Raw genomic sequence first — 17,815 nt, 5'->3', positions numbered from 1 at the left:
GAGAGGAACCGTCATGGAACTCACCCCGGACGAGGCCCGCACCCAGGCCAACGCCCACCTCGCCAACCTCTACAGCCGCGTGTCCGACTGGACCGAGGCCACCTACGACCAGGCCCTCGCCCACATAGCCGCCGACGGCCAGCCGGTATCCATGAACGACCTGCGGGCCGTCCTCCCCGAGACAGAACACCACCAGGCCGGCCTGTACTTCCACGGCCTACTGATGCGGGAGCCGCACCTGCTGATCGTCGTCGGCGAGGTCCGGTCCGCCAACCCGAAGGCCCGCGGCAAGAAGGTCAACCAGTACCGGCTGACGGTCACCCCGCACCACTTCCTGAAGATCCGCCGGGCTGAGCGGGCCAAGAAGGCAGCCGCCGAGAAGGCCCGCGCCGCACGCAGCCGGAGGGCGGCATGAGCGCCTACGACTGGTTCGCGATCGGCGCCGTCCTTGGCCTCCTCGTCACCGTCGGCTGGCACTGCAGCGGGCCCGGTCCGGAGCCAATCCCCGACCGGCGGCCCCAGCTCATCGCAGACCTCGCCGCCTACCGCGCCCTCCGCAAAGCCGGCATCGAGCAGGAACCCGGCGACCCGTACAGCGACGACCGCATCGCAGCAGAACTCGTATTCATCCCCCACCAGACCCGCCGGACGGAGGAAGACAAGTGAGCCGGACCATCATCCCCACCGAAGCGCTGGACCACGGCGACCACCGTCGCTATCACCGCGGATGCCACTGCACGCTCTGCACCGCCGCAGCTTGTGCGCAGGCCTCGAAGTGGAAGTACCTCCGCGCCACCGGCCGGGGCTCCTTCGTCTCAGCCAAGCCGGCCGTCGCCCACATCTGGGCACTTCGAATGGCTGGCCTGCCGGACCGGCTGATCGCCCAGCGCGCAGGGGTGGGAGAAGCCCACCTGCACCAGGTCCTTATCGCTAAGAAGATCCGCTATTACACCGCCGCAAAGATCCTGGCGGTACCCGTTCCGGAGGCCACGTCCACTCGCAACGGGGCCTTCATTCCCAACGTCGGCACGATCCGGCGGCTCAGGGCTCTGTCGGCAGACGGCTGGCCCACGCCGTGGCTCGACTCCCGACTCAAGACCGGCGAGGGCTACGTCGCCTACCTGATGCGGCAAGAACTCGGCCGGACCATCCGACTCTTCACTGCGGTTGCCGTTAAGGACGCCTGCGCCGAACTCGCCGGACAGGAGCCGGAGAGCTTCGGAGTCCTGCACCGGTCGGCGAAGGCGGTGCGCGCCAAGGCCGCTGCGAAGGGGTGGGCCGGCACCGCCTACTGGGACGCCGAGGACTTCGATGACCCGGACTTCCAGCCAGCTCTCGATGACGGGAACCGCAGGGCGCTCGCTGCCGCCCGCCGCGCAGACATCGAGCACCTGGCCGCATTCGCCATCCCCCCGCACGAGATTGCCGCCCGGCTCGACATGAGCGCCGACTACGTCCACGACAAGATCCGCGACATGCGAAAGGCCGCCTGATGACGAACCTCTCCCTCTGCTCGGGTTTCGGCGGTCGACATGCCTAAGGGGATCTACGACCGAGCCGCATCGCAGTGGCAACCCCCTCCGACCAAGGACTACGACCCCGAGCTGGTGGCTAAGGTCCGCGAGCTCTACGAGGCGGGCCACACCATGCGAGAGGTCGCCCAGCTCACCGGCACAACGCACAAGGTTTTGCAGCGCCTCATGCCGCGACATGGCATAGCTCGGCGCAAGGCCATCAAGAGGGATCAGTCCGGCGAGAACAATCCCATGTGGAAAGGCGAAGCCGCCGGATATCAGGCCCTGCACCTCCGCGTGGAGTCAGTCAGAGGGAAGCCGAACCACTGCCAGAAGTGCGGCACATCGGCTACCGACCAGCGATACGAGTGGGCGAACTTGACCGGCCGCTACGGAGACGTCAGCGACTACCAGCGCCTCTGTGTCCCCTGCCATCGAAAGCTCGATTCCGCCCGCCGAGCAGCCACGGGGCGGCGAACCTCGCCCATCAGGAAGGGGAGTGCGAAATGACCAACTTGTCCCTATGTTCAGGTTTTGGCGGATTGGATCTTGCCGTCGAGCAGATCACCGGCAACAAGACCCTCGTCTACGCCGAGAACGACAAGTACGCCGCCCAGGTCATGGCCGCCCGCTTCCCGTGGGCCACCAACCTCCACGACATCACCAAGGCCGACTGGGCCGCCGTCGCTGCCCAGTACCAGATCCACACACTCACCGCCGGCTTCCCCTGCCAGGGGCTCTCCAACGCCGGACTCCGAAAGGGACTAGCCGATGCCCGCTCCGGGATCTGGACGAACGTTGCTCAGGCTGTTCGGATCATTCGACCCCGCCTCGTCTTCCTGGAAAACGTGGCGGCGATCAGGTCGCGGGGCCTCGGCGAAGTCGTCGCCGAGCTGGCCGCGATCGGGTATGACGCGCGGTGGACATGTGTACGAGCTGGCGACCCCGCCGTCGGCGCGCCGCACCCGCGGGACCGCTGGTTCCTCATCGCCCATCCCGTTGCTGAAGACCCCGACAGCGCAGCTTGGCGTGAACGGTGGGCCGCAGCACCCGGAGAAGCGGAAGGCCGGCGGGCACGGGCCGACACTGGAGGACGAGGTGGTGTTCCTGCTGCCGCCCCCACGGGAGATGACGGCGTAGTCCTCATGTCGACGCCGACCGTTGCCGACGCCCGCTGCAGCCGCAACTGGACCTCGCGCCGTACACCCGGGAAGAAGTTCAACGCCGGCAAGACGCTGACCGACATCGCGTGGCTCCTCCCCACCCCTGCCGCCTCGAACCCGAACGACAGCGAGTCGATCGAGTCCTGGGAGGCCCGGCGCCAGCGCAACCTTGCCAAGAAGATCAACGGCAACGGACAGGGCACCCCGCTCAGCATCGCTGTACGGAAGGCCGAGCTCGGCCCCGAGCGCTGGGTGACGAGTGACGGAGTGGACTACGGCCCCGCCGTGCGCCGCTGGGAAGCCCTCCTCGGGCGTCCGGCGCCGGAACCCACCGAACCCGGCGCGCGCGGTAACCGCCGCCTCACCCCGCAGTTCGTCGAGTGGCTCATGGGCTGCCCGGAGGGCTGGGTTACCGGCCTCGACCTGCCGCGCGCCCAGCAGCTGAAGATCCTCGGCAACGGCGTCGTCACCCGCCAGGCCGTCGAAGGCTACCGGCGCCTGCTGTGCGCCGACCTCGAAGCCATGGCCACCGCGGCCTAGCCCGCACCCCTTTACCCGCACCAGCCAGAGAGAAGCCTGCCGTGACCTTGGACGCCATGAACTGGGTGTGGGATCACTCCCAGTCGAAGGGCAACGCGCGGATCGCCGTGCTGTTCGTAGCGGACCAGGTGCGCACCGCGGCGTGCGAAGTAAAGCTCAGCTACCCGGCCCTTATGCGAGCGCTGAATACGAAGTCGAAATCGACCGTCAGCGCCGCTCTCGTTGCGGCCAAGAAGCTCGGCGAACTAGAGGTTGCGGAGGAGGCGGCGGGCCGTCGGTCTCATCTCTACAGGCTGCCGAAGGCCATCGGATACTCCCGGTCGGCCGCTCGTAGCGGTCCAGAAACTGGACCACTAGAGCCTGGTAGCAGTCCAGAAACTGGACCGCAAACCCGTGACGACACCTCTCGTAGTGGTCCAGATTCTGGACCGCATGAGGACCGTAGTGGTCCAGGTTTTGCACGTAGTGGTCCAGAAAGTGGACCACCTTCCCCATTCCCAAAAGAGCAGGCAAGCAGCGAGGCCCCATCGCAGCCGGACGCCTTCACGCGCTGCCAGCCGCTCATCAAGGCAATGACCGAGGCCGGGATCGTCGTCAGCTGGAGCATGCAAGCCGGCGACACGATGCAGATCGCCTCGATCGTCGAACGAGCAGGCGTGCCCGCCATGGTCAAGTTCGCGCTCGACACCAAGGCGACGGCCCGCCAGCCCATCCGATACGCCACGTTCTTCCTCCGCGGCGGCTGGAAGGGCCTGCCGCCCGCAGCCGCCAACGTGCCGCAGCCCCGTCCCGCAGCCGGCACCAAGCCGGCGCACTGCGGAGACCCCGACTGCGACGAGATCAGCCGCACCCGCGAAGTCGAGGACGACCGCGGACTCCGCCACCTCGAGCGCTGCCCCGACTGTCACCCCGCCAGCAAAGGACAAGCCGCATGACCGAGCCCGCCTGGGAGCCCGAGTTCCCCGACGAGATCACCACCGCAGTACCGCACAACGAGGAAGCCGAAATGGCCGTCCTCGGCGCGATGCTCCTCCAAAAGTCCGTCATCGAACCGATCTCCTCGGTCCTCACCGGCGGCGCCGCGGACTTCTACAAGCCCAGCCACCAGACGATCTACATGACGATCTGCGACCTGTACGCCGCCAGCCGGGACCCGAAGATCGACCCGATCACGGTGGCCGCACAGCTCATGTCCAGCGGGGAACTCGGCAAGGTCGGCGGCGCCGCCTACCTCCACATGCTGGTCCAGTCCGTTCCGACGGCCGCCCACGGCGACTACTACGCCGAGATCGTCCGCGAGAACGCCAAGCTCCGGGCCGTCCTCACCGCCACACGCCGTGCCACCAGCCGGGCCCTCACCGCCGCCTCCACCGCCGCGGAGATCCTCGACGCCGCCATGGCAGACCTCCAAGCCGCCGCCTCCGGAGCCCCGACCGGCGATGTCCAGCTGTCCGTCGCCGAACGCTGGATGGGCTTCATCGACGAACTCGAAGTCGGCACCGACCCCAACGCCCTCGACACCCCGTGGCCCGACCTCAACCAGGTCGTGGAACTCAAGCCCGGCCAGCTCGTCACCGTCGGCGCCGCGACCGGCGGAGGCAAGTCCCTGTTCGGCATGAACCTCGCCGCGCACGTCGCTCTCACCCGCGGCAAGCCCGTCCTCGTCGCCAGCATGGAGATGGGCGGCTCCGAGCTCATGGCCCGCCTCACGTCCGCCGAGGCCAGCGTCCCTCTTGACCGGCTCATCCGGCGCAAGCTCGACGAAGCCGACTGGGCCAAGGTCTACAAGGCGGCACCCGCCATGCAGAACGCCGGGAACTTCATCCTCGACGACTCGGCGAACCTCACCCTCGGCAAGATCCGGGCCCGCATGCGCTGGATGGCCTCCCGCGGAACCCCGGCCGCCATGGTCGTCGCCGACTACCTCCAGCTCATGACGCCCGAAGGCAGCAAGTCCAACGCCACCCGCGCCAACGAAGTCGCCGAGCTGTCCCGTGGCCTGAAGCTCCTCGCGATGGAGTTCGAGATCCCCGTGATCGCGCTCGCCCAGTTCAACCGCAACGCCGTCGGCCGGCTCCCGCAAGTCACCGACTTCAAGGACTCCTCGGCGATCGAGCAGGACTCCAACGTGATCGTCCTCCTGCACCGGCCGCTCGCCGAAGACGGCTCCGACACCGGCGAACGCGCCGGAGAGATCGACCTCATCGTCGCGAAGAACCGCAACGGAGCCGCCGGCCGGACCGTCGCACTCACCTTCCAGGGGCACTACGCCCGCCTCCGCTCCATGGGACGGATGTGATCCGCATGGCCATAACAGCGATCGAGACCTACTACGCCGGGCACCTGTTCCGCTCGCGCCTGGAGGCCCGTTGGGCAACAGTCTTCAACGACCTTGGCCTCCGCTGGGAGTACGAACCGCAGGGCTTCCTGATCGGCGAGCAGCGGCGTCCGTACCTGCCCGACTTCCGGTTGCCTGACATCGGCTGGTGGATCGAGGTCAAGGGCACCAGCGACCGCCTCGACATGGATCTCCTAACGGACGCAGTCCACCCGACCAAGGGCATCGGACCCGACGGCGGCTCAACCAACCTGCTGATCCTTGGCCCGATTCCCGACACCTGCGGGGCAACGCCGCTCCACTTCAGCATCAGTCGGGCCGCCCACTGCGGCAGCCTGCATCGCTGCGACGACGACTGCGACTTCCCGCCGCCGCTCTACGGCCTGGACTACTTCCTCGCCATCGACGACCTGGCCAGCCTCGGCAGCGACCTCAGCAAGGCGCGTCCGCGCGACCTCGAGGTCTGGCGGAAGTGGGGCGCTCACCCCATCCCCTATGGCAAGCCGATCCTCACGATTCCCCGCGGAGACCTGACCAAGACCCTCCTGCACCCCGGTATCCCGGCAGGCCCGCACCTCGAAGCGGCCTACACCCTCGGCCGCACCGCCCGCTTCGAACACGGAGCGAAGGCCGCATGACCGCTTTCCACCCTCTCCCGACCGCAACCCGAAAGGCCCTCTGATGACCATCGAAGACGTCAACAACAAGATGCTCGAACTGAGCGCAGCCGCTTCCGATGCGATCACCCACTGGTCCGACGTCCGGGTCCGCGGCTACCTCAAGGAGCACCCCGACATTGTCGAGCAGAGCGTCACCCGGCTCGAGCGGATGCTCGCCGAGGTTCGGAACCGCATTGCCATCGAGCGCGCCCGCGACCTGTGGAGCGGGCCCCTCCCCGACGGTGCCGCCGCCGAGCACTTCACGGAATGCGTGACCGCCTTCGTCGAGCACTCCTGCAACTGCGACTGGTGCCTGTGCCGCGAGCCGGCCGGACTCGGCGACGAGCCGATCGTCCTGATGACCATCAGCGCCGCAGACATGGCGAACACCTGCCCGACCTGCCAGGCCCCGTCCGGCGACCCCTGCCGCCAGGACGGCTGGGCCGTCGCCAGCCACCCCGCCCGCATCCCCCTCGCCGGACAGACGGCATGACCATCCCCGCCCGACGCACCCGAAAGGCCAGCCGATGACCGAGCAGCCCGCCGTCCACGCCAGCCCCCCGAACGGCTTGACGCGCATGCCCTGCTGCGATCGAACGCCGTTCGAGGCGCCGCGCACTGACCGCATCACGACAGACCCCGAACTGGTCACCTGCGGCAAGCCCGCTGCCTGACCTGCACGGCCCACGACGACCAGCACCCCCGACGACGGAGGAACCCTGATGCTCAACCGTAACCACCGCTCCGAAGCCATCACCGAACTCCTTGCCGAAGCCGAGACGAGGGACGAGGCGGCTGCCCTGGTCCAGATCGCTCTGCGAGCCGGCTACCTGTGGCGCTGCGCAACCTGCCGCGAGGACCAGTACCCCTCCACCAACACCTGCCCGTGCGGGACGGACCGCGCCGACGCTGCGGGGGCACCCCGTGCCTGAGCCCTACTACCGCGACGATCAAGTCACGCTGTACCGCGGCGACATGCGGGAGATCCTGCCGGCCCTCGGGCTGCAGGCCGACCTGGTCCTGACCGATCCGCCGTACCAGTGCACGTCCCTCGCCTGGGACAGCTGGCCCGAGGGCTGGCCGGCCGTCGCAGCGCAGGCCGCGGCCAGCATGTGGTGCTTCGGCAGCATGCGGATGCTCCTCGATCGACGCTCCGAGTTCGACGGATGGAAGCTCAGCCAGGACATCGTCTGGGAGAAGTCCAACGGATCCGGTTTCACGAAGGACCGGTTCCGCAGGGTCCACGAGATCGCTACCCACTGGTACCGCGGCGACTGGCGTGACATCCACCACGACACCCCGCGGACCGCGCACAGCGGCCCCGACAAGTCCGCGAAGGGCAGCGCCGACCGGGCAGCACACACCGGGACCGTCGGCGCCCACACCTACGTCGACAACGGGACCCGGCTTGCCCGGTCCGTGATCAAGGCGGGGGCTGTCCGGTACCAGCGGCGACACCCGACGGAGAAGCCCGTCGAGCTGCTCACCCCGCTCATCGAGTACGCCAGCCCGGTCGCCGGTCTGGTCGTCGACCCGTTCGCCGGCTCCGGCAGCACCCTCGACGCCGCCCGGATGCTCGGTCGACGAGCGATAGGCATCGAGGCCGACGAACGCTACTGCGAGATCGCAGCCCGCCGCCTGGCCGCAGCCGCTCCCATCCCCACCCCGTGACACGGACGGCCAGCCGCAGGCTAGGCGGCTGGCCATCCGATCCCGATCCTGCCAGACCCGAGGAGAACCCCTGATGCCGCTGATTCGCACCTGGACCGAGATCACTCCCGAGCAGGCCGACGCCGAGAAGCTGAACCTGGCCCGCGACCTCCACATCACCGCACCCCGCAACGAGGAAGGCGAGCGCTGCCCTTGGCCGTGGGAGCCGCAGCAGCTCGTCGGCGCCCCGCTCAGCCAGTACCACTGCCCGCACTGCGGAGCCATGGTCCTCGGCGGCGTCCCGCACTTGGACTACTCCGGCGAGGAGCGGACCCTCACCGAAGAGAACCTCGCCGAGGTCTTCGAGTGGTGCGAGCCGTCGAAGATGCGGTTCGGCGACGTGGACGGCCGACTGGACGTCGTCGGCCTCACGATCCGCCAGCCCGTCGCCGAGAAGGCGATCGCCCTGTTCGGCGACACCGTGGTCCGCGACGGCTACGGGATCTTCAGCGTCCGCAAGGCCCAGTCGTGACCGCGCCCGCCCGACCGGTACTGACGGCGCTCGAGCTGGAGACCCTGCAACTCATCACCGCAGGGCGCACCTACGCCGATATCGGACGCCGACGCGGCACGTCAGGCGAAGCAGCCAAGCAGGCCATGCATCGGGTCATGCGGAAGCTGGGCGCCGGGAACAGCGCTGAAGCCGTGCTCCTCGCCTGCCGGGCCGGGATCCTCGACGGCCGCCCGCAACGGCACGGAGACCACGCCGGGTACGAGGCACACCGCCGCCGCGGCGAGGACCCGAAGCTCTGCCCGCACGGGTGTTGGGCCGGGGAGCAGGCTCACAAGGCGGCCATCCGGCGGAAGCTACTGGCGAGTTAAGTCCCTGGCGGGTTGGACCCCCGCGAACAAGAAAAGCCCCACCTGCGCTGTCCCAGGCTCTCAGATCCCGCACCCAACGCCGAGAAGAGGCAACAATGACCCACCCTGAAGACCCCACGCGCCCGGCCGCCGCAGCCGCCTGCTCCTGCGGCGCCTGGTGGACCGGCATCAGTCGCAGCCACTGTGCCGCCGACGGATGCCACCGCACGTTCTCCGGAGAGACCGCCGCCGACCGCCACCGCCAGGGCCGCTTCGGCATAGACCGCCGCTGCGTCGACCCCGCCAGCGTCGGCCTCGTCCCGGTCGACAAGCCCTACGGCGTGCTCTGGCAGAACCCCGCACCCGACGGGCCGGTCTGGTTCGCGAGCTGACCAACTGGCGGGCGTCCCGCTGACCCGCGGTACGGCCGCCCCGCCTAGCCGATCGACCCGAAATGACAGCCCGGAGGAACCCGTGAAGACCATCCCGCCGCACCTGCTCCCCATGCTCCAGCTCGTCACAACCTCGCCCGACGGAGGGAACCAGATCACACCCGTCGACAGCGTGGCCCCCGAGGGCCCGCGTGAACGCGCCATCTGCCGAGCGCTGCTGCTTCACGCACTCGCCATCCTCGACGCGACTGAACCCACCAACCCGAATGTCAGCAGCAGGTGACCGCCGACCAGCTGTTCCTGCCGGGCTGGGACATCGAGCCCTGCGACACCGCCCCGCCACCACGCCGGCCCCGCACCGACGCAGCCACCCGGCTCCGGGAACTCCGCGAGCACCGGATCGAACCCGAAGCCGGGCGGGCCGCGGGCGGGGGACGGCAGTGGACACCCGTCGGCGACGACATCCGCATCACGACGATCACCCCGCCCCGGAGGTACTTGTGAACAGCCCGCCCACCGAGACCTGCTGCGTCTGCGGCTCCGAGAGCGTCACCTACCACAACTACCGCGACCAGCCGTTCTGCGGGCCCTGCGCCGACGGCCCGACCCAGCCGTCCGCCCTCGACCGGATCCTCGCCGACGCCGCCCACCACGAGGCCTGCGCCGCCCAGTCCCAGACCGATGAGGGCGCGATCAGCCACAGCAGCATCGCCGCAGGACTCCGCATCGCGGCGCGGCACCTGCAAGGCCAGTCGAAGGAGACGATCGTGACCGACCAGCCCGAAGGTCGCGCCATGACCACGGCGGAGTTCAACGCTGAGCGTCGCGCTCGCCGACGCAGCAAGGCTTGCAGCGAACAGCACACCTACGAGCCGCCATGCCAGGCGCGGGTAACCCAGCCCGACACCCCGGCCGGCCAGTCCGCCCCCGCCGAGTGCCCGGACGCCTGCACCGAACACCACACCTACGGCCCCGACTGCGCCGCGATCAGGGACGACTACGACCCCAACGTCGGCATGCGGGAGCGGTACGCCGAAGCGCTCTACCAGGCCGGCGAGACCAAAGCCTTCGCGCCGTACCTCGACCGCGAGCAGGCCGGCGAACTCGCCGACGCCGTCCTCGCCGCCCGCGACGTCTACCTCAACAACGTCCGCCGCATCTCCCGCGAGCAGACCACCCAGCTCGCCGAGCTGTACATGGCCACGAAGAAGCGGGCCGAGGAGGCCGAGACCCTGGCCGACGACCTCCGGGAACGACTGCGCGTCACGGGCGAAGCCTGCTTCACCGCAACCTTGGCGACTCAAGACGCTGAGGCCGCCATCTCCCGCGTCCGTGACGTGATCCACGACATGGAGCGCACTACCGGCGCCCGCACATGGGCCGGCTGGCTCGCTACCGCCCTTGAATCGCCGAAGGAGACCTCATGACCGACCAGCCCGAACTCCGCGACCGGTACGCCAAAGCCCTCTACGAGTACGCCAACCCCGGCCGCCGCTGGGAAGACGCCCACCCGGACGATCTCCACTGCTACGGCGGCGACGCCTACGCGGTGCTCTCCGTCCGCGACGACGAACTCAGCATCACCCGGGCACGTGCCGACGAGGCCGCAGCGGGACTCGAAGCCAGCCGCCAGCAGGCCGCCCGCTTCATCAGCCTCATCTGCAACGCTCGCGAATGGGCCCGCCGGAACCTGGCCGACGACCAGCAGGAGCGGCTGCTCATGGTCCTCCGCGGCGACATCCCCACCCGCGACAGCAGCGACGAACTCGACCCGCCGAAGGAGACGCCGTGAGCCGCTACGACGACATGAGTGAGCAGGCCCGCTTCTACCTCAACAACAACGACGAGATCGAACTGGCCGAGATGGTCGCCAGCTCGGACGCCCGGATCGGACAGCTCAAGAACGAGCTCGCCGCCCTTCACGAGGGCGAAGAGGAGCCGCCTGCCTGGCGACACCCCGCGGCTTCCACACCCGCCCAGTGGCTGTGGCACTGGAACCGGGCCACCCCCGCGGAACGCCTAGAGCGGGCCGCCCTGATCATCGACGCAGGCCAGAGGGCCGGGATCTGCTTCCAGATGGCGCACGAGAGCACCATCCAGCGGCTCCGCGCCGAGGTCGGGGGAGCACGTCGGCTCCGCGACCTCCACTCCTGCGACCACGCGGTCTGTTCGGCCTGCCTGCTGCCCTGGCCCTGCCCGACGATCGAAATGCTCGACGGACGGGAGACCCCCGATGCCTGACCTCCACGGCTGGATCAGCCAGCAGATCGCCGAGGTTGAGGAGCGGGCCCGCGCCTGCCCGCCGACGACAGCAATCGTCGAGGGAGAATCCGGCGACTACACGCCCATCGAGGTCCGCACGGACGCCGGGCAGGGCCATGCCGTGGGCCTCCTGGTCGCAGTTTCCGTCGTCCTCCGCCGGTGTGCTGCCGACCGGAAGATCCTTGCCCGCCACAGCGTCGACCCCACCAGCACGAACAGTCGCCTGTGGGCCACGGCCTGCAGCGGCTGCGGGTCCGAAGGCGACTGCGACGACCCCGTCACCGAGAACATCAACGACTGCCCCGAACTCCTCGACCCGGCCTGGGCCCACGGGATGAGCGCCGCCATCATCGCCACGCTCGACCGGCCGCAGCCGCCCGAGTGGAAGCCGACGCCGCAGCCGCCCGAGTGGAAGCCGACGCCGGAACCGCCCATGCGGACCGCCGACGTACCCGCCGCCCTCCGCGGACCGAACTGGAACCCGCGCCGATGACCCCGGCCCACGAGACGTGCGACGCCTGCGAGATCTACCAGAAGGCCATCGCAGGCATCCTCGCCGACTGGAACGCGGCCGGCAGCCCCACCGGCCCCGGCCCCTACCGCGACCAGATCGGCCTCGCACTCGCCATGTACACCGCGCACCAAGACGAACACCAGAACGCCTGACCTGCCCGCACGCCCGCACCAGGAGAACGCCGTGATCCAGCCCGACGCGTATTGCGAGCTCTGCCTCCGTCCCTCCGCCAGCCGAGTCCACGACGGCTGCCAGCAGAAGATCCGTCAGCACCTGATCGACCTGCCCGGCCTGTACGCCGCCCTCGCTGAAGCCCTGGAGCCCGGGCGGTGCGGCGACGGTGGACGGACCAGCTCCGGCCGGACCGCACCCCTCCCGTGCAGCCTCGATGCGTTGGATCTTCGAGCACGCGGCGGCATCGAAGGTGTCCTCGCCGGCTGGTCCGCCGACCTGTGCGAACGCGAGCAGTGGCAGCTCCCGCAGTACGGCACGGTGGAGGCTGCGGTCGACGGATACGCGGACCTGCTGCTGCGGAACCTGGCCATGATCTGCGATGAGCACCCCGCCGTCCGTGAGTTCGCCACCGAGCTCCGGCAGATAACCGGCCAGGCCGAACGGCTGATCACCGGCGACCGACCGCCCCGCCGGATCCCCGTCACCTGCCCCTGCGGCACCGTCCTGCGGATCACCCTCGACACGCCTGGCGCACGGTGCCCGGGGTGCGAGGTGCAGTACGGGCACGCCGAGGTACTGCAGCTGCCGATGGCGGAGAGGTCCGCGGCGTGACGAAGCCCCCGCTGCCCGATGGGCGGCGGGGCATTCGTGCGTCCGGGGTCAGGCGGCCTCGATCTCCAGCGGCCTGCCAGTGTCGTTGTTGTTGGCGGACAGGCCGTCCTTGATCAGGGCCGCCTTGAGGTCCAGCTCCGGAGTTCCAGGTCGGACGCGGGTGGCTTCCCGACGCTTCCCGCCGTACTGGCCGTGGCCGTGCAGGTAGAAGAACGGCTTGCCCTTCGCGGACGGGTGCCGGTGCTGGGTCCCGTCCCGGACCGTGCCGTCCTCCCGTTCGGCACCCTTGCCGCGCTGGTCGATCAGGTAGCTGCGGCCATAGAGGTGCTCCATGAAGGCCCGCTCGCCGATCTCGGAGAAGTACTTCTTATGGAAAGCGCGAAGGGTGAGGCCGTCGCCGGCTTCGATGGCGGTCTGGAACGCCTCCGCCTTCTCCGCCCGTGCCAGCGCGGCCCGCTTCTCTCGGATGAGCGCGACCTGGCGCTCGGCCAGCTCCAGCTCATCCATCGGCTTGATGACGGCGACCTCGGCCTGGCGGGTCATGGTCGCAAAGTACGCCTGCGCGGCGGCGACCTCCTTCTTGTTCGGGTCGCCGTTCATGGCCAGCAGGTAGGCGGCGTGGCGCGTGAGTCGGTAGTCCTGGCCTGCCGGACCGCGTCGGCCAGAAACTTCCTGCGATCCCAGGAAGAGCTGCTCGACGTCCATGCCCTCATTGCGGGCACTGGCCATGGCCCTGGTAAGTGCAGGAGCGAGGTTCTCCCACCTGCTGTAGCCCATCAGGTTCTGCAGCTGGCGCGCCGACCAGCGGCCGTCCTCGCCGCGGATGGCGTCGAACGGTGACGGGCCCTGGCGTGCGACCATGGACATGGTCTCTCCGATCTGTGGACACAGTGGATTGATCGATGGGCCCACCCGGTTCTTGGTCGTTCGGGGTGGGCCCGCCGCTTTGAAAGTTAGGCATTAACTGGTCATTGCGCAAGCTCTTCTCTACTTTCGGAAGCTTTAACTTGGCGTAGGCCACTCTCCCGTGCAGGATGGGTGCATGGAGGAGAACTGGAAGACCGTGGCCGCAGCACTCAAGGCCTCACGGTTGGCGATGGGCTTGTCGCAGGAAGAGCTGGCGGAGCGCTCCGGCACCTCTCGATCCACCATCCAGAACCTGGAGGGCGGACACCAGCGCAGGCGAATCAGCCGGAAGACGCACGAGATCACCGGCATCCTCGGGTGGCCCGACGGCTATATCGACCAGATCCTCGCTGGCGATGCAGACGGCCCTCCCGTGCGGCGTCGGCAATCCGCCACAGTCGATGCGGAGCCAAAGGATGACCTGCCTTTGGCGGTTGCCCACGAGCTGGCCCACGGGGACTTGCTGGACACCCGAGTCGTGGAGCTTGGAGACTCCGACGCCCGCATGATCGTGGTTGTTCGAGCCGCAGAAGGGGCGTCGCCTGAAAAGATCAGGGAAGCCCTTGAGCAGTGGCGGCGCGTCTCCCAGGGCTTGCAGATCGGGGATGCGGCAGCAGGCTAGGACACAGTGAAGGCCCCGCCGATCAGCCGGCGGGGCCTTCTGCATGTGCGGCGAGGGTTCTCCCATGCGCCCACCGTCCTACTCGACAGGGCCTTCCGCGACCCAGCTCCGGCCCGGCGCATGCCAGTCGACGGCGTACTCGGTAGGTTCGTCGTTCTGGTCGAGGTACCTGTTAGTAACCTTCAGGACGCGTTCGCCGGGCTCGACGTTCAACTGGGGTGCGACATCCGTCGGGACGCTCCCGACGGAATGTGTATCCCGCTTCCGGGTAGCCCGCCGCTGGGTCCGCTCCTCGATGAGCCCCATGGTCATCTTGGGCAGTCGCTCGGGCTGGGTGAACTCCGGGAGCCGCTCACCCAAGGCTGCCGTGATCCATGTAGAGGAGACGACCGACACTCCCGCCTCATCGACATATCGGCGCCTCCGCATGACCACCTCCTGCCCCGCCTCAACCCCTAGCGCGTCGGCGACCTCCTGACTCGCGGGCTCGGTCCGGGCCTCGACGAACTCAACTACTTCGCCGTCTACGAGGCCGGTACCCCCGCTGCGGATCATGCCGATGCGGTCAGCCCCCTGAGTCAGTGCGGCCTGGGTGCGCACGACGCTCCCGTACCCCGTGATCGTGTCGACCCAGCCCTCATCTCGAAGAGCAGCCAGGACTCGCGAGGCGGTCCCCATGGCCACGCCTTTCTCCCGGATCAGGTCACGCGCTGAAGGGATCTTGTCCCCGGGGCGCAGCTCCCCGCTCCTGATCCTGGCGATGATCTCATTGGCATACTGCCTATATGGGGGCAAATGCTGAGCTTCTCGATCCATGGAACCTCCCTGATCTAGAGCGCTCTAGGAAAACGCTCCGATTCCCTTGACTCCCCAAGCCGGGAAGTGCTCTAGTACATCCTAGAGCCGCGGCCAAGGGATCGGCAGGCCGGGACAAGTCAGACACGACAAAGGCCCCGACGGGGGATCTCAGTGCTACCAACACTGAGCCCGTCGAGGCCATCGCATCTGGAATCTGGAGAAACCGATGCAGGAGAACTCTACCCCGGAGACGGCCAAATCCGTCCCCGCTATCGCTCCACTGAGGGCCAAGGAAGTTGCCGTCGCTCTGCGCGTAGACGTCTCCACGGTCTACCTCGCCATCCGGCAGGGGGATCTGGTGGCGTACCGGGTCGGCGCCGGTCGTGGCACGATCCGCATCAGCCGCGCCGCCTTCGACCGGTACGTCGCCGACCGCGGCATCCCCGCCGGTGATCTGGCGGTGGCGTCGTGAACGCAATCGCCCTGGATGCGACTCCCGTGCAGCCCGTGCTCCGCCTGCTGGATGGCCAGCGCCCCACCCTCGACTACGTCTTCGACACCCCGCTCGCCGAGATGACGGCCGAGCTGCATGTCGAGGTCACCGACGCTCAGATCACGGACGACGGCTTCTTCGGGTATGTCGCGGTCAGCGGGTCCCGCGTCATCGTCCGGCTGAACCCGAACCTCAGTGAGTTCGAGCGGGACTTCTTCATCCGGTACCTGACGGCTCAGGCGTACAAGCTGCCGATGACGCCGCTGCCGACGCCGTTCGAGGTCGAGCTCAGCCCGATGCTCGAGGGGGTGCCGGCCTGATGGCCGCCTCCGCCCAGTCCGGCCAGCACACCGCCGAGCAGCCGACGACGCAGCAGCAGTGCCTCGCCGACTACCAGGCCGCGCAGTCCCGTCGTGCCGAGTCCGCGGGTGCCCAGCGTGACCAACTCGGCTCTGCTACCGGCGCCCCGCAGCACACCCACCGCCGCTAGACCTGGAGGCCGCCGTGCCCCACACCCCCGAGTCCCGCCTCCGGATCGCCGCCCGCTTCCGTGAGATTGCCGCCGACCTTGAGATGCGCGGCGTCGGCAACCGGCAGGACCGCGTCGCCTACTTCAACCGCCGGGCCGACGAGCTCGAACAGGCCGGCCGCACCCAGCGCTAGACCACCATCCCGCCTGACCACTGAGGAGCACGCCATGTCGAACGTCACCAGCCTGACCGCCCGCCGCCGCTCGATCACCGTCGAGGACGCGATCACCTCCCTGCACGCCGCGGTCATCTCCGACTTCCTGACCGCCCGGCTCGGCCGCGACTCAGGCCGTGAGGACGAGGTTCGCGCCGAGGCCGCCCGGATCGACGCCGAGTACCCCGGCTACCCGTCACTCGTCGCCCAGCTCGACGCGCTCCGCAGCAGCCAGGCCGCCTGATGGACGTCTCCGGCTACCAGTTACACCGCAAGTACGTGCCGCTTCTGGCCCGCGTCGAGGAGATTGCCGACCAGGCCGCCCGTCTGGTGCAGCGGATGCGGGAACGGATGACCCCGACGCGCATCGTCGTGGCCGCCCAGAAGCACTGCCCCGAGGTCATGATGCAGGCCGCCCAGCGGGTTTTAGGGGCCCAGGTTCGCCCCCGGTACGTCGAGTCGACCGTCGGCTACCTCGGCATCACTGGACTCGACGCGGACGGCACCCTCGTCCTCATCAACGCCGGCGCCCTGATCCGGGAACCCCAGCAGTGGCTCGACGAGACGGTCATCCACGAGCTCGTCCATGCAGTCCAGTTCGGCAGGCCCGGCACCCGAAAACTGTCTCTCAAGGGTCTGCGGAACAACTACGACATCGAAAAGCTGAGCATGAGCCGGGCCTGGAAGGCCAACCGCAGGGTCGGCAAGGACGAAGGCGAAGCCCAGGCCCTCGAAGCTCTCGCCCGCGACCTCCGCTGACCGGCTGCCTGATCCGCAGGTCTCGTACCTGCGGTGACGGGAGCCGGGACAGTCCCGGCCTGATCTGTGAGGAGAGCTCATGTCGTTCTCAGTAGTAGCTGCGAACCCTTACGCCGAACTGCTCCGTGACGGTGGCGACTACCGGGCCTTCTGCCGTCGGTGCGGCGGCCTGTGGGACTTCACCAAGGCCAATTGGGGCAGCGACGCGCGGCATCAGGCCGAAGGTCAGGTGGCCATCCACCGGGATCTCAGCGTTCGCTGCCGCTCGCGCCGCTGACCGTAGCCCGCTCCGCCCGTCTCGAACGGGCGGACTGGAGATCTGTCAGCACCACCCCATCCACCACGCATGAAGGGCAGCTTTGCCATGAGCTGGAGCATCTCGCACGGCGGAACCCCGCGCGGCACGTTCTCAGGCACCCAGATCGGTGAGCTCGGCGACGAGCTGAAGGCGAAGGCCAGCTGGTCGCAGTGGCGCCGCGTCAAGGCCGTCTTCGCCTGCCGTTCCGGTGACCCGTTCGACCTCGCTCCGGCGCAGGCCGGGCTCGCGGGGGCCGCTCTCTTGGCAGCGGCACCTCGACTCTCCGCGGACAGCGCCGCCAACGCCCGGCAGATCGGCGACTCCGCCCTCCGTGCCGCCCGCGCCGGTGAACGGTGGGAGTGGTCATGACCGCCGCCGTGGCCGCGGTGGCCAAGGCCCGCAGCCTCCTCGCCTTCATCGGGATCCTGTCGATCCTCGGCCTCGACTGGACGACCACCACCCGGATCGTCGTCGGTCTGGCGCTCGCCGCCGCAGTCGCCCTGGAGTCCAGCGGCGACGGACACCGCATCTGGCCCCGCCCCCTTCGCGTCACACCCCCCACCCGCACCTGATCCA

The 17,815-nt window shown here is 68.8% G+C and carries 34 protein-coding genes; 32 read left to right on the top strand and 2 right to left on the bottom strand.

Annotated elements, in window-relative coordinates:
• Positions 1 to 13: 13 nt before the first annotated feature.
• The 22 genes from ACLJTM_RS06830 (at position 14) to ACLJTM_RS06725 (ending at position 12,679) form a co-directional block, all read left to right on the top strand.
• Positions 14 to 415, top strand: coding sequence for a hypothetical protein (locus ACLJTM_RS06830; RefSeq protein WP_411102497.1), 402 nt, complete (start codon positions 14 to 16; stop codon positions 413 to 415).
• The gene (locus ACLJTM_RS06825) at positions 412 to 666 is read left to right on the top strand and encodes a hypothetical protein (RefSeq protein WP_411102496.1); all 255 of its coding nucleotides are present in this window, start codon (positions 412 to 414) and stop codon (positions 664 to 666) included. Before ACLJTM_RS06830 ends, ACLJTM_RS06825 begins: the two co-directional genes overlap by 4 nt.
• Entirely contained in the window at positions 663 to 1,493 is an 831-nt protein-coding gene (locus ACLJTM_RS06820; protein WP_411102495.1) for a hypothetical protein, read from the top strand. Before ACLJTM_RS06825 ends, ACLJTM_RS06820 begins: the two co-directional genes overlap by 4 nt.
• A 39-nt stretch (positions 1,494 to 1,532) precedes the next feature.
• Positions 1,533 to 2,024 carry a hypothetical protein gene (locus ACLJTM_RS06815; RefSeq protein WP_411102494.1) on the top strand — a complete coding sequence of 164 codons (492 nt, stop codon included), beginning with the start codon at positions 1,533 to 1,535 and terminating at the stop codon, positions 2,022 to 2,024.
• Entirely contained in the window at positions 2,021 to 3,217 is a 1,197-nt protein-coding gene (locus ACLJTM_RS06810) for a DNA cytosine methyltransferase (RefSeq protein WP_411102493.1), read from the top strand. Before ACLJTM_RS06815 ends, ACLJTM_RS06810 begins: the two co-directional genes overlap by 4 nt.
• Positions 3,218 to 3,789: 572 nt before the next feature.
• Positions 3,790 to 4,152 (top strand): hypothetical protein, encoded by a 363-nt coding sequence (locus ACLJTM_RS06805; protein ID WP_411102492.1) that lies wholly within the window; start codon positions 3,790 to 3,792, stop codon positions 4,150 to 4,152.
• Positions 4,149 to 5,516, top strand: a complete 1,368-nt coding sequence (locus ACLJTM_RS06800; RefSeq protein ID WP_411102491.1) for a replicative DNA helicase — start codon at positions 4,149 to 4,151, stop codon at positions 5,514 to 5,516. The genes ACLJTM_RS06805 and ACLJTM_RS06800 overlap by 4 nt, the downstream gene beginning before the upstream one ends.
• A gap of 5 nt (positions 5,517 to 5,521) precedes the next feature.
• Positions 5,522 to 6,193, top strand: coding sequence for a hypothetical protein (locus ACLJTM_RS06795; RefSeq protein ID WP_411102490.1), 672 nt, complete (start codon positions 5,522 to 5,524; stop codon positions 6,191 to 6,193).
• Positions 6,194 to 6,236: 43 nt separating this feature from the next.
• Positions 6,237 to 6,707, top strand: coding sequence for a hypothetical protein (locus tag ACLJTM_RS06790; RefSeq protein WP_411102489.1), 471 nt, complete (start codon positions 6,237 to 6,239; stop codon positions 6,705 to 6,707).
• A 229-nt stretch (positions 6,708 to 6,936) separates the two neighbouring features.
• On the top strand, positions 6,937 to 7,146 hold the full coding sequence (locus ACLJTM_RS06785) for a hypothetical protein (protein WP_411102488.1): 210 nt from the start codon (positions 6,937 to 6,939) through the stop codon (positions 7,144 to 7,146).
• Positions 7,139 to 7,885: a DNA-methyltransferase gene (locus tag ACLJTM_RS06780; RefSeq protein WP_411102487.1), complete on the top strand. Its 747-nt coding sequence runs from the start codon at positions 7,139 to 7,141 to the stop codon at positions 7,883 to 7,885. The genes ACLJTM_RS06785 and ACLJTM_RS06780 overlap by 8 nt, the downstream gene beginning before the upstream one ends.
• 73 nt (positions 7,886 to 7,958) lie before the next feature.
• Positions 7,959 to 8,396 (top strand): hypothetical protein, encoded by a 438-nt coding sequence (locus ACLJTM_RS06775; protein ID WP_411102486.1) that lies wholly within the window; start codon positions 7,959 to 7,961, stop codon positions 8,394 to 8,396.
• Positions 8,393 to 8,746: a response regulator transcription factor gene (locus ACLJTM_RS06770; RefSeq protein ID WP_411102485.1), complete on the top strand. Its 354-nt coding sequence runs from the start codon at positions 8,393 to 8,395 to the stop codon at positions 8,744 to 8,746. Before ACLJTM_RS06775 ends, ACLJTM_RS06770 begins: the two co-directional genes overlap by 4 nt.
• 95 nt (positions 8,747 to 8,841) lie before the next feature.
• Entirely contained in the window at positions 8,842 to 9,117 is a 276-nt protein-coding gene (locus tag ACLJTM_RS06765; protein ID WP_411102484.1) for a hypothetical protein, read from the top strand.
• A gap of 82 nt (positions 9,118 to 9,199) precedes the next feature.
• Entirely contained in the window at positions 9,200 to 9,400 is a 201-nt protein-coding gene (locus tag ACLJTM_RS06760) for a hypothetical protein (protein WP_411102483.1), read from the top strand.
• Positions 9,397 to 9,621: a hypothetical protein gene (locus ACLJTM_RS06755; RefSeq protein WP_411102482.1), complete on the top strand. Its 225-nt coding sequence runs from the start codon at positions 9,397 to 9,399 to the stop codon at positions 9,619 to 9,621. The genes ACLJTM_RS06760 and ACLJTM_RS06755 overlap by 4 nt, the downstream gene beginning before the upstream one ends.
• Positions 9,618 to 10,544, top strand: coding sequence for a hypothetical protein (locus tag ACLJTM_RS06750; RefSeq protein WP_411102481.1), 927 nt, complete (start codon positions 9,618 to 9,620; stop codon positions 10,542 to 10,544). The genes ACLJTM_RS06755 and ACLJTM_RS06750 overlap by 4 nt, the downstream gene beginning before the upstream one ends.
• Positions 10,541 to 10,909, top strand: coding sequence for a hypothetical protein (locus ACLJTM_RS06745; protein ID WP_411102480.1), 369 nt, complete (start codon positions 10,541 to 10,543; stop codon positions 10,907 to 10,909). Before ACLJTM_RS06750 ends, ACLJTM_RS06745 begins: the two co-directional genes overlap by 4 nt.
• Positions 10,906 to 11,358: a hypothetical protein gene (locus ACLJTM_RS06740; RefSeq protein WP_411102479.1), complete on the top strand. Its 453-nt coding sequence runs from the start codon at positions 10,906 to 10,908 to the stop codon at positions 11,356 to 11,358. Before ACLJTM_RS06745 ends, ACLJTM_RS06740 begins: the two co-directional genes overlap by 4 nt.
• Positions 11,351 to 11,872, top strand: coding sequence for a hypothetical protein (locus ACLJTM_RS06735; protein WP_411102478.1), 522 nt, complete (start codon positions 11,351 to 11,353; stop codon positions 11,870 to 11,872). Before ACLJTM_RS06740 ends, ACLJTM_RS06735 begins: the two co-directional genes overlap by 8 nt.
• The gene (locus ACLJTM_RS06730) at positions 11,869 to 12,045 is read left to right on the top strand and encodes a hypothetical protein (protein ID WP_411102477.1); all 177 of its coding nucleotides are present in this window, start codon (positions 11,869 to 11,871) and stop codon (positions 12,043 to 12,045) included. Before ACLJTM_RS06735 ends, ACLJTM_RS06730 begins: the two co-directional genes overlap by 4 nt.
• A 31-nt stretch (positions 12,046 to 12,076) precedes the next feature.
• On the top strand, positions 12,077 to 12,679 hold the full coding sequence (locus ACLJTM_RS06725; protein WP_411102476.1) for a hypothetical protein: 603 nt from the start codon (positions 12,077 to 12,079) through the stop codon (positions 12,677 to 12,679).
• A gap of 48 nt (positions 12,680 to 12,727) precedes the next feature.
• On the opposite strand, the gene ACLJTM_RS06720 is transcribed toward ACLJTM_RS06725, so the two are convergent.
• Positions 12,728 to 13,546 (bottom strand): DNA replication protein DnaD, encoded by an 819-nt coding sequence (locus ACLJTM_RS06720; RefSeq protein ID WP_411102475.1) that lies wholly within the window; start codon positions 13,544 to 13,546, stop codon positions 12,728 to 12,730.
• A gap of 175 nt (positions 13,547 to 13,721) precedes the next feature.
• Between ACLJTM_RS06720 and ACLJTM_RS06715 the strand changes: the two genes are divergently transcribed.
• Positions 13,722 to 14,207 (top strand): helix-turn-helix domain-containing protein, encoded by a 486-nt coding sequence (locus ACLJTM_RS06715; RefSeq protein WP_411102474.1) that lies wholly within the window; start codon positions 13,722 to 13,724, stop codon positions 14,205 to 14,207.
• A 78-nt stretch (positions 14,208 to 14,285) separates the two neighbouring features.
• Here ACLJTM_RS06715 and ACLJTM_RS06710 read toward each other — a convergent pair whose 3' ends face one another.
• Positions 14,286 to 15,023 (bottom strand): GntR family transcriptional regulator, encoded by a 738-nt coding sequence (locus ACLJTM_RS06710; RefSeq protein WP_411102473.1) that lies wholly within the window; start codon positions 15,021 to 15,023, stop codon positions 14,286 to 14,288.
• 208 nt (positions 15,024 to 15,231) lie between these two features.
• Between ACLJTM_RS06710 and ACLJTM_RS06705 the strand changes: the two genes are divergently transcribed.
• The 9 genes from ACLJTM_RS06705 (at position 15,232) to ACLJTM_RS06665 (ending at position 17,811) form a co-directional block, all read left to right on the top strand.
• Entirely contained in the window at positions 15,232 to 15,477 is a 246-nt protein-coding gene (locus ACLJTM_RS06705; RefSeq protein ID WP_411102472.1) for a helix-turn-helix domain-containing protein, read from the top strand.
• Complete coding sequence (locus ACLJTM_RS06700; protein ID WP_411102471.1) at positions 15,474 to 15,818, top strand: hypothetical protein; 345 nt, start codon at positions 15,474 to 15,476, stop codon at positions 15,816 to 15,818. The genes ACLJTM_RS06705 and ACLJTM_RS06700 overlap by 4 nt, the downstream gene beginning before the upstream one ends.
• A complete protein-coding gene (locus tag ACLJTM_RS06695) occupies positions 15,818 to 15,988 on the top strand; it encodes a hypothetical protein (protein ID WP_411102470.1) in 171 nt (56 codons plus the stop codon). The genes ACLJTM_RS06700 and ACLJTM_RS06695 overlap by 1 nt, the downstream gene beginning before the upstream one ends.
• A 14-nt stretch (positions 15,989 to 16,002) precedes the next feature.
• Positions 16,003 to 16,161, top strand: coding sequence for a hypothetical protein (locus ACLJTM_RS06690; protein WP_411102469.1), 159 nt, complete (start codon positions 16,003 to 16,005; stop codon positions 16,159 to 16,161).
• 34 nt (positions 16,162 to 16,195) lie between these two features.
• Positions 16,196 to 16,426: a hypothetical protein gene (locus tag ACLJTM_RS06685; RefSeq protein ID WP_411102468.1), complete on the top strand. Its 231-nt coding sequence runs from the start codon at positions 16,196 to 16,198 to the stop codon at positions 16,424 to 16,426.
• Positions 16,426 to 16,941 carry a hypothetical protein gene (locus tag ACLJTM_RS06680; protein WP_411102467.1) on the top strand — a complete coding sequence of 172 codons (516 nt, stop codon included), beginning with the start codon at positions 16,426 to 16,428 and terminating at the stop codon, positions 16,939 to 16,941. Before ACLJTM_RS06685 ends, ACLJTM_RS06680 begins: the two co-directional genes overlap by 1 nt.
• 79 nt (positions 16,942 to 17,020) lie before the next feature.
• Positions 17,021 to 17,218, top strand: coding sequence for a hypothetical protein (locus ACLJTM_RS06675; RefSeq protein WP_411102466.1), 198 nt, complete (start codon positions 17,021 to 17,023; stop codon positions 17,216 to 17,218).
• A gap of 69 nt (positions 17,219 to 17,287) precedes the next feature.
• On the top strand, positions 17,288 to 17,608 hold the full coding sequence (locus ACLJTM_RS06670) for a hypothetical protein (protein WP_411102465.1): 321 nt from the start codon (positions 17,288 to 17,290) through the stop codon (positions 17,606 to 17,608).
• The gene (locus tag ACLJTM_RS06665) at positions 17,605 to 17,811 is read left to right on the top strand and encodes a hypothetical protein (RefSeq protein WP_411102464.1); all 207 of its coding nucleotides are present in this window, start codon (positions 17,605 to 17,607) and stop codon (positions 17,809 to 17,811) included. Before ACLJTM_RS06670 ends, ACLJTM_RS06665 begins: the two co-directional genes overlap by 4 nt.
• Positions 17,812 to 17,815: the final 4 nt, after the last annotated feature.

It is taken from the genome of Streptomyces sp. cmx-4-9 (assembly GCF_046548835.1).
In the GTDB taxonomy this organism is placed as follows: Bacteria; Actinomycetota; Actinomycetes; order Streptomycetales; family Streptomycetaceae; genus Streptomyces.
The sequence above is the reverse complement of the archived record's forward strand: the minus strand, read 5'-3'. Positions and strand labels throughout refer to the sequence as shown.

Coding starts and splice junctions, on each gene's coding strand:
- ACLJTM_RS06765 (WP_411102484.1), top strand. CDS start 8,842: ATGACCCACCCTGAAGACCCCACGCGCCCGGCCGCCGCAGCCGCCTGC.
- ACLJTM_RS06795 (WP_411102490.1), top strand. CDS start 5,522: ATGGCCATAACAGCGATCGAGACCTACTACGCCGGGCACCTGTTCCGC.
- ACLJTM_RS06785 (WP_411102488.1), top strand. CDS start 6,937: ATGCTCAACCGTAACCACCGCTCCGAAGCCATCACCGAACTCCTTGCC.
- ACLJTM_RS06705 (WP_411102472.1), top strand. CDS start 15,232: ATGCAGGAGAACTCTACCCCGGAGACGGCCAAATCCGTCCCCGCTATC.
- ACLJTM_RS06825 (WP_411102496.1), top strand. CDS start 412: ATGAGCGCCTACGACTGGTTCGCGATCGGCGCCGTCCTTGGCCTCCTC.
- ACLJTM_RS06815 (WP_411102494.1), top strand. CDS start 1,533: ATGCCTAAGGGGATCTACGACCGAGCCGCATCGCAGTGGCAACCCCCT.
- ACLJTM_RS06675 (WP_411102466.1), top strand. CDS start 17,021: ATGTCGTTCTCAGTAGTAGCTGCGAACCCTTACGCCGAACTGCTCCGT.
- ACLJTM_RS06680 (WP_411102467.1), top strand. CDS start 16,426: ATGGACGTCTCCGGCTACCAGTTACACCGCAAGTACGTGCCGCTTCTG.
- ACLJTM_RS06670 (WP_411102465.1), top strand. CDS start 17,288: ATGAAGGGCAGCTTTGCCATGAGCTGGAGCATCTCGCACGGCGGAACC.
- ACLJTM_RS06805 (WP_411102492.1), top strand. CDS start 3,790: ATGACCGAGGCCGGGATCGTCGTCAGCTGGAGCATGCAAGCCGGCGAC.
- ACLJTM_RS06745 (WP_411102480.1), top strand. CDS start 10,541: ATGACCGACCAGCCCGAACTCCGCGACCGGTACGCCAAAGCCCTCTAC.
- ACLJTM_RS06685 (WP_411102468.1), top strand. CDS start 16,196: ATGTCGAACGTCACCAGCCTGACCGCCCGCCGCCGCTCGATCACCGTC.
- ACLJTM_RS06715 (WP_411102474.1), top strand. CDS start 13,722: ATGGAGGAGAACTGGAAGACCGTGGCCGCAGCACTCAAGGCCTCACGG.
- ACLJTM_RS06730 (WP_411102477.1), top strand. CDS start 11,869: ATGACCCCGGCCCACGAGACGTGCGACGCCTGCGAGATCTACCAGAAG.
- ACLJTM_RS06800 (WP_411102491.1), top strand. CDS start 4,149: ATGACCGAGCCCGCCTGGGAGCCCGAGTTCCCCGACGAGATCACCACC.
- ACLJTM_RS06810 (WP_411102493.1), top strand. CDS start 2,021: ATGACCAACTTGTCCCTATGTTCAGGTTTTGGCGGATTGGATCTTGCC.
- ACLJTM_RS06710 (WP_411102473.1), bottom strand. CDS start 15,023: ATGGATCGAGAAGCTCAGCATTTGCCCCCATATAGGCAGTATGCCAAT.
- ACLJTM_RS06735 (WP_411102478.1), top strand. CDS start 11,351: ATGCCTGACCTCCACGGCTGGATCAGCCAGCAGATCGCCGAGGTTGAG.
- ACLJTM_RS06695 (WP_411102470.1), top strand. CDS start 15,818: ATGGCCGCCTCCGCCCAGTCCGGCCAGCACACCGCCGAGCAGCCGACG.
- ACLJTM_RS06665 (WP_411102464.1), top strand. CDS start 17,605: ATGACCGCCGCCGTGGCCGCGGTGGCCAAGGCCCGCAGCCTCCTCGCC.
- ACLJTM_RS06830 (WP_411102497.1), top strand. CDS start 14: ATGGAACTCACCCCGGACGAGGCCCGCACCCAGGCCAACGCCCACCTC.
- ACLJTM_RS06720 (WP_411102475.1), bottom strand. CDS start 13,546: ATGTCCATGGTCGCACGCCAGGGCCCGTCACCGTTCGACGCCATCCGC.
- ACLJTM_RS06775 (WP_411102486.1), top strand. CDS start 7,959: ATGCCGCTGATTCGCACCTGGACCGAGATCACTCCCGAGCAGGCCGAC.
- ACLJTM_RS06790 (WP_411102489.1), top strand. CDS start 6,237: ATGACCATCGAAGACGTCAACAACAAGATGCTCGAACTGAGCGCAGCC.